General features: G+C 61.6%; 16 protein-coding genes. 8 read left to right on the forward strand and 8 right to left on the reverse strand.

The window, feature by feature from the left end; all coding sequences use genetic code 11:
• Positions 1-40: 40 nt before the first annotated feature.
• Positions 41-556, forward strand: a complete 516-nt coding sequence (locus DPM33_RS12075; protein ID WP_112097640.1) for a GNAT family N-acetyltransferase — start codon at positions 41-43, stop codon at positions 554-556.
• Between the two features lie 268 nt (positions 557-824).
• Positions 825-1,526 carry a CBS domain-containing protein gene (locus DPM33_RS12080; protein ID WP_112097641.1) on the forward strand — a complete coding sequence of 234 codons (702 nt, stop codon included), beginning with the start codon at positions 825-827 and terminating at the stop codon, positions 1,524-1,526.
• 127 nt (positions 1,527-1,653) lie between these two features.
• On the opposite strand, the gene DPM33_RS12085 is transcribed toward DPM33_RS12080, so the two are convergent.
• The gene (locus DPM33_RS12085; RefSeq protein ID WP_112097642.1) at positions 1,654-2,205 is read right to left on the reverse strand and encodes a LysE family transporter; all 552 of its coding nucleotides are present in this window, start codon (positions 2,203-2,205) and stop codon (positions 1,654-1,656) included.
• Positions 2,206-2,219: 14 nt separating this feature from the next.
• Between DPM33_RS12085 and DPM33_RS37870 the strand changes: the two genes are divergently transcribed.
• Positions 2,220-2,594 carry a hypothetical protein gene (locus DPM33_RS37870; RefSeq protein ID WP_483466564.1) on the forward strand — a complete coding sequence of 125 codons (375 nt, stop codon included), beginning with the start codon at positions 2,220-2,222 and terminating at the stop codon, positions 2,592-2,594.
• A gap of 29 nt (positions 2,595-2,623) precedes the next feature.
• On the opposite strand, the gene DPM33_RS12095 is transcribed toward DPM33_RS37870, so the two are convergent.
• On the reverse strand, positions 2,624-2,884 hold the full coding sequence (locus DPM33_RS12095; protein WP_112097643.1) for a DUF6455 family protein: 261 nt from the start codon (positions 2,882-2,884) through the stop codon (positions 2,624-2,626).
• A gap of 133 nt (positions 2,885-3,017) precedes the next feature.
• On the reverse strand, positions 3,018-3,713 hold the full coding sequence (locus DPM33_RS12100) for a VIT1/CCC1 transporter family protein (protein ID WP_112097644.1): 696 nt from the start codon (positions 3,711-3,713) through the stop codon (positions 3,018-3,020).
• Between the two features lie 239 nt (positions 3,714-3,952).
• Between DPM33_RS12100 and DPM33_RS12105 the strand changes: the two genes are divergently transcribed.
• The 3 genes from DPM33_RS12105 to DPM33_RS12115 are packed head-to-tail and all read left to right on the forward strand — an operon-like array spanning position 3,953 to position 6,997.
• A complete protein-coding gene (locus DPM33_RS12105) occupies positions 3,953-4,744 on the forward strand; it encodes an FMN-binding protein (protein WP_112097645.1) in 792 nt (263 codons plus the stop codon).
• Between the two features lie 4 nt (positions 4,745-4,748).
• Positions 4,749-5,489: an FAD:protein FMN transferase gene (locus tag DPM33_RS12110; RefSeq protein WP_112097646.1), complete on the forward strand. Its 741-nt coding sequence runs from the start codon at positions 4,749-4,751 to the stop codon at positions 5,487-5,489.
• Positions 5,486-6,997 (forward strand): RnfABCDGE type electron transport complex subunit D, encoded by a 1,512-nt coding sequence (locus DPM33_RS12115; protein WP_112097647.1) that lies wholly within the window; start codon positions 5,486-5,488, stop codon positions 6,995-6,997. The genes DPM33_RS12110 and DPM33_RS12115 overlap by 4 nt, the downstream gene beginning before the upstream one ends.
• Before the next feature lies 1 nt (position 6,998).
• Here DPM33_RS12115 and DPM33_RS12120 read toward each other — a convergent pair whose 3' ends face one another.
• From DPM33_RS12120 to DPM33_RS37600, 3 genes are read right to left on the reverse strand one after another with little or no spacing between them, the layout of a single operon-like run.
• A complete protein-coding gene (locus tag DPM33_RS12120) occupies positions 6,999-8,339 on the reverse strand; it encodes a sensor histidine kinase (protein WP_112097648.1) in 1,341 nt (446 codons plus the stop codon).
• Positions 8,339-9,004 (reverse strand): response regulator transcription factor, encoded by a 666-nt coding sequence (locus DPM33_RS12125; RefSeq protein ID WP_112097649.1) that lies wholly within the window; start codon positions 9,002-9,004, stop codon positions 8,339-8,341. Before DPM33_RS12125 ends, DPM33_RS12120 begins: the two co-directional genes overlap by 1 nt.
• Positions 9,001-9,345 (reverse strand): PepSY domain-containing protein, encoded by a 345-nt coding sequence (locus tag DPM33_RS37600; RefSeq protein ID WP_342634332.1) that lies wholly within the window; start codon positions 9,343-9,345, stop codon positions 9,001-9,003. Before DPM33_RS37600 ends, DPM33_RS12125 begins: the two co-directional genes overlap by 4 nt.
• Here DPM33_RS37600 and DPM33_RS12135 point away from each other — a divergent pair.
• Together DPM33_RS12135 and DPM33_RS12140 are read left to right on the forward strand one after the other, a co-directional pair.
• Positions 9,344-9,718 (forward strand): hypothetical protein, encoded by a 375-nt coding sequence (locus tag DPM33_RS12135; RefSeq protein WP_112097651.1) that lies wholly within the window; start codon positions 9,344-9,346, stop codon positions 9,716-9,718. The genes DPM33_RS37600 and DPM33_RS12135 overlap by 2 nt on opposite strands.
• Before the next feature lie 53 nt (positions 9,719-9,771).
• Positions 9,772-10,239 (forward strand): DUF2231 domain-containing protein, encoded by a 468-nt coding sequence (locus DPM33_RS12140; protein WP_112097652.1) that lies wholly within the window; start codon positions 9,772-9,774, stop codon positions 10,237-10,239.
• A 153-nt stretch (positions 10,240-10,392) separates the two neighbouring features.
• On the opposite strand, the gene mgtA is transcribed toward DPM33_RS12140, so the two are convergent.
• Entirely contained in the window at positions 10,393-13,074 is a 2,682-nt protein-coding gene (gene mgtA / locus DPM33_RS12145) for a magnesium-translocating P-type ATPase (RefSeq protein ID WP_112097726.1), read from the reverse strand.
• A gap of 10 nt (positions 13,075-13,084) precedes the next feature.
• Positions 13,085-13,894, reverse strand: a complete 810-nt coding sequence (locus DPM33_RS12150; protein WP_112097653.1) for a universal stress protein — start codon at positions 13,892-13,894, stop codon at positions 13,085-13,087.
• Positions 13,895-13,943 lie beyond the last annotated feature (49 nt).

Below are 13,943 nucleotides of genomic sequence, written 5' to 3' on the forward strand. Positions count from 1 at the left end.
TTCGAAACAGCTCCGCGCATCAATCCTGAAAGGGACGACAATGAAAAGCACGCTCACCACGCACACCGGATTTCGTTTTGAAGTGCGCCGCGCTCGCCCTGACGACGAGCCGCTCGTCGCGGAGTTCTTCAAACATGTAACGCCAGAGGATTTGCGCTTCCGTTTCCTCGGCGCCGTTCGGGAAGTGTCGCATGAGCGCTTGGTGGCGATGACCCGTTCCGACGATCCGCATATCCATAACTTTCTCGCCTTCTCGACAGACGGAATGCTGATTGCGGTGGCGACGCTCGCAGCCGATCCGGCCGACCGTCGCGGCGAGGTCGCCATTTGCATCCGTGAGGATCGCAAGCATCTCGGCGTCGGCTGGGAGTTTCTCGGCTATATAGCGCGTTACGCCGACGACCATGACATCGAGACGGTCGAGTCGATCGAGAGCCGCGAAAACCGGGCGGCGATCGAGCTGGAGCGCGAAATGGGCTTCACCGTCAGGACAAATCCTGACGATCCGACGCTTGTCGTGGTTCAGCGGAAGCTCGGCGCCAAGCTGGCGAGTTGAGACCTTGCCGTCTTCACCCGCATGGAAGGTTACTACCAGGGTCGTGCGATCGCGGCAGACGTGGCGGCTCATTCCAACCACCCGTTCTCCAGGGCCGCATCGCCAGTTATGCCGGGTATTCCGGCCAGGATCTCGCCGAAGCCGCGGAGCGGATATTGATCGAGCCTGACGGGCAAGACAACGAAGGCCGGCAATCAAACTGACGCAGATCAAAGCATCATTGTTCTCGACATCCGAAAAAGGGGCTCACGGAGAGCAGGAGATTTCGATGCAGGCCCACGACATCATGACGACGCCGGTGGTCACGATCGCCGCCACTGCCTCAGTCGCCGATGCGACCGAGCTGATGCTGAGCAGGAATATACGCTGCCTCCCGGTCGTGGGAGACGATGGATCGCTGGCCGGCATCGTCAGCGAAGGCGATTTTCTGCGCCGAGAGGAACTTGGCACCCGACGGAAGCGGCCTCGCTGGCTCGAATTTCTAGTCGGCCCCGGCAAGGTTGCCGACGAATATGTTCGTGCGAACGGACGCCGGGTGGACGAGGTAATGACAACTGGCGTCGTTTCTGCGGCGCCTGGCATCTCACTCGCCGAGATTGTAGAGCTCATGGTGACCCACGACATCAAGAACGTGCCTATCCTCGATGCCGGTCACCTTGTCGGCATCGTCAGCCGCTCCGATCTGATGCGCACCCTGCTTCGCACTTTGCCAAAATCAGGCGCGGCGACCGTCGACGACGAGGTGATCCGCAGGAATATTCTTGCCGAGTTGCGAGGGCAATCCTGGAGCGTCGGTGGCGACCTTATCGGCGTGACCGTCCAAAAAGGAGAGGTCGAACTGAATGGCGCAATTTTCGACGAGCGCCAGCGCAAGGCCGCTGTCGTTGCCGCCGAGAACGTTGCCGGGGTCAAGAAGGTCACGGACAAGCTCTTCTACGCCGGACCGTTGTCGGTCGTGCTTGTCTCCTGACGGGCGTGGCAGCGGATTCTATCGCCCAATAGTCGACCCGACCCCCTGGCCCTTCCGACCCACCTACTCCGCCGGCGATCATGGCGCCGCGGCAAGCGCGGCCCGATCCCGATCTTCCCGTCGAGTGTTAGAGCGCCGCCGCGGCTAATAGCGGTCGGAGCAGAAGCAGGGCAAATCCAAGAAGCGCCGCGCCGGCGACCTTGTCGGCTATCCTCTGGCGTTGACGAAGCTGCCTGCCAAGCAAGACCCAAAGCGATCCAGTAACAGCGGTGATTCCGACGAGCGTCATCCAGAAAATGCCAAGCTCGCGCGGACCGGCATCCGTTGGCACCATCGCCAGGCAATAGATGAATGCCTTGGGATTGAGGGCGGTGATTGCCAGCAGGGAAAGGCTATCGCGGCGCTCCGATCCGTCGATGGAGGTGCTCGCCATAAGGCGCAACGCCAGAACTGAAAGCCATGCGACGGCGACCAGTTTGAGTATCTGGATGGCGTCCGGCGGCATCAAAGGACGCGACAAGAACCAGAAAGCCGCCGCGATCCCGTAGCCGCACGCCTGTGCCGCCAAGAGCTTGGTCGCCTCCTTGCGCTTGACCGCACCCGCCATCAGAAGGGCGTTGGTTGGCCCTGGAGCGACAAAGAGCAGAAATGCTTCCAGAAGAAATACACCGTTCTGCATCAGTTAGCCGCCATGTGACCTATTTGCTCGCACTTTCCACGCTGTCCGCGATGAAGACGCCGTCTGGACCGAAGGCACCTTCGGCGATGACGCCCTGCTCTGCCTGCTGCGTGTCGGTGGCCGAGAAGACGACCGCAGCGTCCTACGCGTATGATCGTGCCCTTTTCGACGAGACCATCGAGGCGAATGCGCTGCCCCGGCGGCACGTTCGCGGCAGCGAGGTCGGCCGGCATGTGGAAATGGGAGGCCTTCCGGCCAAGCGCGTAGAAGGTAAGCCCGGAAGCGGCGCCCAAGAAGAGCAGCCCCGCCAGGATCACCGACAGTCGCTTCTGCTTGCGCGTCATCCCCTGCCCCTCGCCGTCGTCCGTGGAATCGGCCAAAGGCGGTGATTTTCCAGCTTGTTTGCCGTCGGCGCCAATCAGCGGACAGATTGCAGCCGAGCGATCAAATCGCCATTGCGGCAATAGGCTGGCGGATGATCGGCATGCGTGGTTTCGTCGAGCCACGCGGCGCATTCGTCCTGATGGCCGCAAGACCGGCACCGATCAACGGCACGACTGGTGACGGCTGCGTGATCCGCCACAACTTTCAACTGCCTGTCGACGCCCATCTTCTGCATCATGCGTCCCATCAAGGCAGTTCTAGCGTCAACTCCAATCAGATATTCGAGAAAGCTCATGTCATCACACTCCTCAGATGGCAAATCATTGCCATACCAAGCAGCCTTCAACGTTGATCTCGATCAACGAAAGAGCCACCCGACTTGGATTGCGCAACCTGAAGACTGGAGCAACCATGCCCGGCGGAGCCGCCTAGCCTGCGACACCGAAGATTGCGCCGATACCCGCGGTCAGTGCCATTGCCAGCGCGCCCCAGAAGGTGACGCGAAGAGTGGCCTTCACCACATTCGCGCCGCCGGCCCTGGCGCCGATTGCGCCCAGCAGCGCCAGGAACAATAGCGATGCGATCGAAACGACGGCGACAAGTCTGGAGGGCGGCGAAAACAACACCATGGCCAGCGGCATGATCGCGCCGACTGAAAAAGCCGCTGCCGAGGCCAGCGCGGCCAGGATTGGTCGTGCGGCGGTTGTCTCGGAAATACCAAGCTCGTCACGCGCGTGGGCGCCCAGCGCGTCCTTGGCCATCAACTGGTCGGCCACCTGCAGCGCCAACTGAGGCTCTATGCCGCGATCGATATAGATCTGGGCAAGTTCCTGCCTCTCGAACTCAGGCTGGTTCGCAAGTTCCTTTCGCTCACGAGCAAGGTCCGCCAACTCGGTGTCGGATTGCGAGCTCACCGATACATATTCGCCGGCCGCCATCGACATGGCGCCCGCCACCATGCCCGCGACGCCTGCCACCAGGACGCCGGCTGTAGTGGCATTGGCGGTTGCAACGCCGATAATCAGGCTGGCGGTCGAGACAATGCCGTCATTCGCGCCGAGCACCGCGGCCCGTAACCAGCCGACGCGTGACACCAGATGATTTTCAGTGTGAAGACGACTCATAGCTCATCGATTTCGCAAGGGTTCGCGCTCGCATCGGCAGGGTTAGAAAGCTGTCGAAGCTTATTGGCCACCCCGGACAATACCCTGATCCAGATCAATTTGGTGACCAAGTGTCCCCAACCTGAACATTTTTCGGACGACCCCGCGCTGACAGCCAGTTGTCAGCTAACTCATGAGATATTGGCCCCAGCATGCGCCGGCTCGGCCGTGGCGCGCCTTGAATCTGGGATGCAACATTTATGAAAAAGATCGCCTTATCCCTCTTCGTGATCGCCTCGTCCGGGGCCTATGTCCTGGATCAGGCGGGCAGGCAACCGGGCAACGATCTGATCGACACGCAGGGGTCCGCAAACGCCGCGGAGCAGAACACATTGCCACTGCTCGCCCCGCCGGCTCCGGCTGACGCGGTCCCGGCCCAGGCGGCGGCGTCCACATTGGGCCCCGGCCAGAGCGCGACACAAGAGCCGGCGCCACGAAAGCCGGTAGAGATAGGGCACGACACCAGTGCGACGATGACAGCCCCCGCGCCGAAAACGACTGTCGCCGTCGAACCGCTGCGGAGCCCACAGCTACCGCCTCCACCAGCCAAGCAAAAAGCGGAGCTCCCACCCTTGAATGCCCCTCCTCAGGAGACACCTGCATTCGCGGTGACGCCCGCCGTTTATATTCCAATCCCGCAGCCGCGACCGGCCTATCCGCAGGCAGCAGCGCGCGTCATTCATACCGGCATGAAGCTGGCGGGCCACGGCTATGCCGACGGGGTCTACACGGGTCCCGCGGCCGACGCCTATTACGGCATCATCCAGCTTCAGGCGCTCGTTCAAGGTGGCCGGCTGACGGCCCTCAAGATACTCAAGTATCCCAATGACCGTCGTACCTCCGTCAGCATCAACCGGCAGGCGTTGCCCATGTTGCGTGATGAGGCGATCAGCGCGCAAAGCGCCGATGTGGACATCATTTCGGGCGCCACGCTGACCAGCAGGGCCTTTATCCAGTCGCTTGGCGGCGCGCTGAAAAAGGCTTCCTCCTGACACCATGCGCGAGACACGGATTCTGATGGGCATGCCGATCACGGTCGACATCGGCGGCACGCCTGGCACGCTGATCGCCAGCGTCTTCGGCTATTTCGAACAGGTCGATCGCCGTTTCAGCACCTACAGGACCGACAGCGAGATTTCCGCCATCAACAGGGGCGACGTTCCAGTCAAGGATTGGAGCGCCGAGATGATGGAAGTGCTGGCACTCGCCGAGCGGACAAGGAACGAGACCGATGGATTTTTCGACATCCATAAGGCCGATGGCTCGCTCGATCCGTCGGGTATCGTCAAAGGTTGGGCCATTCGCAACGCAGCCGAAATTGTCCGCCACGCGGGTGTTCGCGACTTCTTCATCGAAGCGGGCGGTGACATCCAGTCTTCAGGCAGGAATGCTTCCGGGCAAGACTGGAGCGTCGGCATCCGCAACCCCTTCAAGACGGATGAGATCATCAAGGTCATCTATCCGCGTGGTCGCGGCGTCGCCACTTCCGGCACCTATGCACGCGGCCAGCACATCTACAATCCGCATGAGCCTTCCGACGCCATCGCCGACATCGTCAGCCTGACGGTCATCGGATCCGATGTGCTCGAGGCCGATCGCTTCGCCACCGCTGCCTTCGCCATGGGCTCGGACGGCATCCTGTTCATCGAGCGGGCTCCTGGGCTGGAGGGATATGTCGTCGACATCAACGGCCGCGCGACGCCGACGAGCGGATTCGGAGAGCTTTGCGAACCATGATCAAGGCAGTCGACCGGTTCCTCGATCACGTGACCATGTACAGGCTGGTGCTCTACTATCTGATGGCACTGCTGGGTGCGGCCTTTGGCTTCGGCTTCGTAAAGCTCGTGCCGCATGATCCGCTTGCACTCGCCTACACCACGGCCCTGGCGGTTTCGGCCTGCTGGGTTACCAACAAGGCTTTCGCGCTTGTCTTCGAGATTCCGGCGAACAACGAGTCCGTCTACATCACCGCACTCATTCTCGCCCTCATCCTCGATCCGGTGACCGTCACGGACCTGAACGGCATCGCCGCCGTCGCTTTCGCCTCGGTCTGGGCGATCTCATCCAAGTTCATCTTCGCGGTCGGCAGAAAACATCTTTTCAATCCAGCGGCCCTCGGCGTGGCGCTGTCGGCGCTGCTGCTTGACAGACCCGCTACATGGTGGGTCGGCGGCAATCCCTGGCTGCTGCCCCTGGTGGCGATCGGCGGCGTTCTCATCGTACGAAAACTACGTCGCCTGGATCTCGTCGCGACATTCGTGGCCGTAGCCTTGGTGACCGTCCTGGCGGCAACCGAGCCCGCGCGATATGGCGATGCCCTTAGGGAGACGCTGAATTCGTCGCCGCTGTTCTTCTTTGCCTTCGTGATGCTGACCGAGCCATTGACCGCGCCCACCACACGCTGGCCGCGTATCGCCTTTGCCGCCATCGTCGGCCTCCTGTTCGCGCCCAACATCCATGTCGGCTCGTTCTATTTCACGCCCGAACTTGCGCTTCTGGCGGGCAATCTCTTCGCCTATTCGGTGGGCCCGAAAGGCCGCTTCGTGTTGACATTGGAACGCATCGAGCAAACCGCGGCCGACAGTTATGACTTCATCTTCAGGTCACCGCGAAAGCTTGCCTTCCAGGCAGGCCAGTACCTTGAATGGACGCTTGGTCTCGACCGTTCCGACAATCGCGGCAACCGGCGCTACTTCACCCTCGCCTCTTCTCCCACCGAGCAATCGGTACGGCTGGGAGTGAGGTTCTATCCGCAATCGAGCGCCTTCAAGCAGGCGCTTGGCAGCATGAAGCCCGGCGCCACGATCCACGCCTCGCAACTGGCTGGCGATTTCACGCTGCCATCCGATCCCGATATCAAGATGGCCTTCCTGGCAGGCGGCATCGGCATCACGCCCTTCCGTTCAATGCTGCAGTATCTTGTCGACCGCAAGGAAGTGAGGCCGATCGTCGTTCTCTACGGCACAGAGACCCGGGACGACATCGCCTATCAAGACGTGCTCGGCTCCGCGAGGCGCGAGCTGGGCATAAGGACGTACCACGCGGTGGCCAAAGGCGCTGTGCGCGGCCAGTACCCCGGTTATATCGACGCCCGTCTGGTGCGCCTGACCATGCCCGACTATCTCGAGCGCACCTTCTACATTTCCGGCCCCCAGGCTATGGTCAAGGCATTGCGCCAGAAGCTGCTGGCCATGGGCGTCAGCCGTTCGAGGATAAAGGTCGACTATTTCCCTGGTTTTGCCTGACTCAACCATGCCGGGGCAGGTGGATCGTCACCGCCAGACCGGGACTGGCATTTGCCATCGCAAGGCGGCCGCCATATGCCTCGACGATATCCGAGACGATCGCCAGGCCGAGACCAGTGCCGCCGCCCTTGCTGTCGAGCTGCACGCCGCGGGACAAGGCGGCATCCCGTGCAGCCTCGGGGATGCCCGGACCATCATCGACAACCGTGATGATGACCTCGCCTGCGGTCGCAGATGCGCTTACGCGAACCACGGATTTCGCGAACCGCATCGCATTCTCCAATAGATTGCCCAGAACCTCCGAAAGGTCGCCTTCGTCGATAGGCGCCATGAAATCTTCGGCGCTATCAATCTCGAATGAGAGCTGCTTGCCCTGTGGCGTCCGTTTGATCACGGCGACGACGCCGGCCGCCACCTCCTTGACCCGGCACGTTGCCTTGCCGGAAACACCAGGCGCCAGACGGGCGCGTGCCAACTCCCGCTCGACATGGCGGCGAATGGCGCCTGTGCTCTTTTCGATTTCGTCGGCAAGCTCCGTTTCGCCTTTCTTGCGCAAAGTCCGGATATCGGCGGACAGGACCTGAAGGGGGGTCTTAAGCCCATGGGCAAGATCCGTGGCGCGCGAGCGGGCGCGCATGAGGGCTTTCTCCTGAGCGTCGAGCAGGCGATTTATCTCGTCGGCGAGTGGCTGCACTTCGCTCGGTGCAGCTACATCGATCCGAGCCGAGCGCTGCGCAATCACGTTTCTCACGGCGACCCGCAAGCCCTCCAGTGGCGCCAAACCGACGGTGATCTGGATGAAGAAGGCTCCCATCAGAGCGAACGCCAGCACGATGAGCGCCGGCGTGAGATCACGGACATACTCGCCTACCGAGACTTCCACATTGCGATGATCTTCGGCCACGACGGCGCGAAACGCCCGCCCGTCGGCATCGGTGATCGTGCGCAAGACCGCAACGGTGAGTTCGCCACCTGGCCCCGTGAGTTCTGCCTTGCGCAGCTCGCCACTGGCATCCTGGCCGGGTAAGGCGAGCGTGGCGTCCCAGAGCGATCGCGATCGAACGAGGTTGTGCGTGGCCAGATCTTCCACTTGCCAGTAGTGCCCGGACAGCGGACTGGCGAAGCGTTGGTCGGATAGCGTCGAAGCGACCGACAGGCGGCCGTCGGATGCGAAGCTCGTCGCGCCGATCAGCTCATTGAGGTCGACGGTGAGCTCGCTGACGACCCGCCTCTCGACGTTGAGCTCAAACAGGTAACGCAGGCCGACGCCGGCGATGCCGAGCGCAATCACGATCGAGATTGCTGCAGCCGACCAAAGCCTGAAGCGGATCGAATTGCGCATCAGTCGGGTCCGTCGGGCACGAGGTATCCGAACCCGCGCCGTGTCTCGATCACATCGCTGCCAAGCTTTCTGCGAAGACGCGCAACGATGACTTCGATCGTGTTCGGGTCGCGGTCATTGTCGGAGCTGTACAGATGTTCCGCCAGTTCAGTCGGCGCAACCACGCGGCCGGAATGATGCATCAGGAAAGCGAGGAGCCGATACTCCAACGGCGACAGCGCCACGGGAACGCCACGAAGCGAGATGCGCATCTGGCGCGTGTCGAGCAGCAAGGGACCCGACTTCAACACCGGCGCGGCCTGCCCGCTTGAACGGCGCAGGATAGCGCGCAGCCGCGCCAGCAGTTCCTCCATCTCGAACGGCTTCGGAAGGTAATCGTCGGCGCCGGCGTTGATGCCGTCGACGCGCTCAGTCCACAGTCCTCGCGCCGTCAGGATCAGGACTGGAAAGCGGCGGCCATTGGCACGCCAGCGCTTCAGCACCGTGAGACCGTCCAGTTTGGGCAGTCCCAGATCAAGAATCGCCGCATCGTAGTTCTCGACATCGCCGGCAAACCAGGCCGCTTCTCCGTCATTGACGATATCGACGGCCATGCCCGACGCCTTCAAGACGGCCGCGATATCGGCCGCAATGCGCGGTTCGTCTTCGGCCACGAGAATCTTCATTTGTGGTCGCTTTCATCGCCCAACACGCCGCCCGCACCGGCATCGACGTCGACGATCCGGCGCCTGCCGTCAGCAGCGACCACCTGGAATCGATAGACCCACCTGTCTCCCGCCCGTATGAGATCGACCGCAACGATCTCGCCGGGAGCCTTGGCGCGGACAATGGCCATTATATTGGCAAGGCCCTCGATTTCGCCGCGCTCATAAAGATCGCGCGCCCGATCGTGGTCATCGTCGTCGTCTTGCGCCCGAACGGCTATCGGCGCGGCCAGGACAAGCCCGACCACACCGAGAGCGGCTAGGCGCATCAACACTATTTTCATGGAAGAGAGCTGTCGCATGCGCAAGCTGTCAAACCGCTGTCAATCACTGTCAGCCGACGGCAAGGACAAGGTCCTTATCAAGAGCCGTCGCGCCCGATGTTGGATGCGCGGAGAAGGATACGAAACCATGCGCAATTTCCCTGTTTTGCTTGTCGCTCTTGGAGGCCTCACCGCTTTCGTCATACCCGCCGCCGCTGAATCCAACCGCGGATCATGTGCACCCTCCCCCACCGCTTCCGATACGATCGACCTTCAGGCCATCCCCATGATGAGCGCGACTGGTCCCAAGTCGGTCAAGGGCGTCGGCGATGACGAGTGCGACGGCGGCAAATCCGTGTCCGACACTCGCGCCAGTCCGCAAGACGAGGAACTCGGCGACAGCGACGATTGACGCACGCTTGAGCTTCTAAAGCTGCTCCTTACTGTTCCTGGAGAACAATTCCAATGCCTGCGATTCAGCATGTCCATCCAATTCTAGTGCATTTCCCTATTGTGCTCATCTACACACTCGTGATCATCGATCTCGCGGCGCTTGCCGGCAGCAATGCCGTGACAATGCGATCGGGCGTAGGAACGATTTCCACCTTCGTCGCCGTCGCCGCGGGATTGTTCGCCATCGTCACCTGGCTCTTCGGCGGCATGGCCCTCGATTACGCCGAGGCTACCGGTTTCAGCAGCGAAATAGCGGAGATGCACGAGAGCTTGGGCACGATCAGCGCCGTCACCTTTCTGGGCTGGGGCGTCATCCGGCTCGCGCTGTGGATACGAAATCGCGAACTGAGGACGCTGGCTCTCGCCGTTCCCGCCATCGAAATAGCCGGCGCAGCGCTGGTCACGGTAACTGGCTACTATGGCGGCCAGCTCGTCTACGACCTTGGAGTCAACGTCGCCAAGGCTGCCGTGGGGGGCTGACACCGGAGCGTTCTCCCTTGGGCTGTCATGGTGCATCCACCGTGATGGCCCACGCTTGGCCATGTGGACCGTTGCAATCGGCAAGCGGAGGATGCCTCGACCGACAAGCAGCTTCTCCTGGCCTGGGCCAGACCGACCGATCCCCCCTCCGCTTCATCCGTTGAAGCGGACTGATTTGCTTGTGGCGCGATCCGCATGGGGCCTTGTCGCCTTTCGTGACCGCCTGCCCCGGCTGCCATGCTCAAAAAGCCAGGTCTTGGTGACTTCCGACACAACGATATACAGCGTCGTGATGGCCAGCAGCCCGGCCAGCACCGGTACCGAAAGCGGGACGAACCCGAACCAACCCGCGAAGGGAGCGAAGGGGATAGCGATGGTAACGACGCCAATGCTTAAGGCGAGTGCCACAAGCAAACGGCTGGGACGGCTGCGCCATAGCCTCCTCTGCGTGCGAACGACGAGCACGATAGCGAGTTCCGTCAGCACGGACTCGACAAACCAGGCGGTCTGAAAAGTCGCTGACGCGGCGCGCACGACCAGCAGAAGGAATGCGAAGGTCGCGAAGTCGAACAACGAGCTCACCAACCCGAAACTGACCATGAAACGCCTTACGAAATGGATGTCCCAGTGCCGCGGTTTGCGCACCTGATCGGCATCGACATTGTCGCCCGCGATCGCGAGGGCCGGGATGTCGGAAAGGAAGTTGTTCAGCAGGATCTGTTTGGCCAGCAGCGGCAGAAACGGCAGGTAAAGCGAAGCGGCGGCCATACTGATCATGTTGCCGAAATTGGCGCTGGTCGTGATGGAAATATACTTCATCGTGTTTGCGAACGTCTTGCGGCCGTCGTCGACCCCGTGCACCAGCACGCCCAAGTCGCGCTTGAGCAGGATGATATCCGCCGCCTCGCGAGCAACGTCGACAGCGGTATCGACCGAAATGCCGATATCCGCCTCATGGAGCGCCGGCGCGTCGTTGATGCCATCGCCAAGATAGCCGACGACGTGGCCGCTGCGACGCAGCGCCTCGACAATGCGTTCTTTCTGGTTCGGATCGATCTCCACGAAGAGGTCCGTCTTGCGCACTCCGGCGAGCAGCCCGTTCTTCGTCAGCTTCGAGAGGTCTTCGCCGGTCATGATCCTGTCGGACCGAAGACCTACAGCCTCGGCCAGATGAGCGGCGACATAGCGGTTGTCGCCGGAAATGACCTTTACGCCGATGCCGCGATCGGCGAGTGCCGACAAGGTTTTCCGCACCCCCTCCTTTGGGGGATCGAGGAAGAGCAGGAAGCCGGCGAACGCCATTGCTGTTTCGTCCTCTCGGCTGAAGCCTTTCTTATCTTCGAAGCGCCGGATCGCCAGGCCGAGAACGCGATAGCCTTGCGCGCTCCAACGCCTGAACTTTTCGTCTATAGTCTGTCGCTCGGTCGATCCGAGGGGCTGCAGGCCGTGTTGGTCTTGCACGAAAGCACAGACCTCGAGGACATTCTGCACCGCGCCCTTGGTGATCAGGATCTGTTGGCGCCCTCCCTGCTGGACCGCCACCGACAACCGCTTGCGTATGAAATCGTAGGGGATCTCGTCGATCTTGGTGAAATCGGACAGGCCTTCCTGTCCGGACCGCGCGTCGGCTATTGCTTGGTCCAGAGGATTCTTCAGCCCGGTTTGCAGCGTCGCATTTAGCCGTGCCCAGAGCAGGACCTCCTTCGAAGCATTGCCCTCGACGTCGAACGATCCATCGAGGTGAATGACGCCTTCCGTCAACGTTCCTGTCTTGTCAGTGCACAGCAGGTCCATACTGCCGAGGTTCTCGATCGCATCGAGACGGCGCACGATGACACCGCTGGCGGCCATGGTCCGTGCACCTCTGGCCAGGGTGACGCTGATGATCGCGGGAAGCAGTTCGGGCGTCAGGCCAACCGCCAGCGCAAGCGAAAACAGCAGCGACTCTATCAGCGGCCGCTCGAGCATCACGTTGGCAAAGAACACGAGGATGACGATCACCAGCATGATCTCGGTCATCAGGTAACCGAACTTTCTGATGCCGCGCGCGAACTCGGTCTCCGGGATGCGTCGCTCCAGGGCCTCGGCGATCGATGCGAACTCGCTTTGCGCTCCCGTGGCGACAGCAAGCACCTTTGCCGTTCCGCTGCGAACCGACGTGCCGGTGAAAACCGCATTGGTCCGCTGCGCGATGCCGGCATGGGGCGCCGACCGGCCGGCGGACTTCACGACAGGAAACGTCTCGCCCGTGAGAACGGATTCGCTGACATTGAAATCCCGCGACTCCAGAATCACACCATCGATGGGAATGAGATTGCCGGCGGAGAGGCAGACGACGTCGCCAGGAACGATAGTCTCCACATCGACACTTCGTTCGAAGCTGTCCCGCAGCACCGTAGCCTTGCGGGAGATGCGCTGCCGCAGCGCCTCCATCGCGCGGGAAGCGCCATATTCCTGGGTGAAGCTGAGAACGCAGCTGGCAAGTACGATCACGCCGATGATCGCTGCCTCGTGACCCTCGCCGACGAAAATCGAAATGGCGGCGGCAAATACGAGTATCAGGACCAACGGGCTGCGAAATTGACGGATGAAGACCGTGAACGCAGAACCGTTTGAGCGAAGCGCCAGCGCATTTCGACCGAATTTGCCAAGTCGAATCGCTGCGTCGACGCTCAAAAGACCAGAGGAAGAGGTCTCCAACCGCTCGATCAACTGGTCTGTCTCAAGCGACCAGTAGGCGTGCTCGTTGGCGGCAGGTCGGCCGCGCCCGATCGACTGCTGCTCGGTTGCCACGGCTGCCGGCCGGTCTGCTTCGTGTGCCGAACCGATGGCCATCGCCGCCACATCAATTCGACAGCAGGCGATTGATGCCGTGGTCGTCGATCAGCGAGCGCGTGACGCCGCCAAAGACCCATTCCCTCAATCGGCTGTGCCCATAGGCGCCGGAAACGATAACGTCGGCATGGATCGAGCGCGCAAACGTGACCAGCCTCTCGCCGTCCGCTTCACCCGCGATGACCTCGGTTCGAGCCATGATGCCGTGCTGCTCCAAAAATACCGCGACGTCGGCGAGGCTGTTTCTAACATCTTCGCCGTACTGGGGTTCCATCGTGGCAACCACCACCTCGTTTGCCTTTGCAAGGAGCGGTAAGGAATCGCTCAAAGCCCTTCGCGCTTCCTTGCCGTCCTTCCAGGCAACGAGCACGGTCTGACCGCGGACGTGTTCGGTATTGCTTGCGGTGACCAGCACCGGACGCCCGGCGCCAAGCACCAGGCCTGCGATATCAGCGGCGCGGAAGACGTCCTCCCCGCCATCGGCAGTCACGATGAGATCGACCGAACGGGCCACACGGCCCAAGGCACGCGTCGGCCCGCAAATATGCTGCGACCATTCGCTACCAATCGAGGCCGGGACGAGCCTCCAGAAAATCTCGGACATTTCGGCAAGACGCTTCTCGATCTCGGTACGCTGGATTTGCATGACCTCGCCCTCGTAGACGAGGCCCTCTCCCGTCGACACCAAGGGCGGAACGTCCGCCGCCGCGAGGCCAATGAGGTGAGCGTCGAAGCGCTCGGCCAATTCAGCCGCGAGTTTCACCATCGGCGCGGGGTCTGCATCGACGGCCAAATTGACGACGATTGTTTTGTAGGACATTCGGGCACCTTCAGGGATGACGCATGGCTTCCTGATTGCCATCCCGCGC

Source organism: Mesorhizobium hawassense (assembly GCF_003289945.1).
Taxonomy (GTDB): domain Bacteria; phylum Pseudomonadota; class Alphaproteobacteria; order Rhizobiales; family Rhizobiaceae; genus Mesorhizobium; species Mesorhizobium hawassense.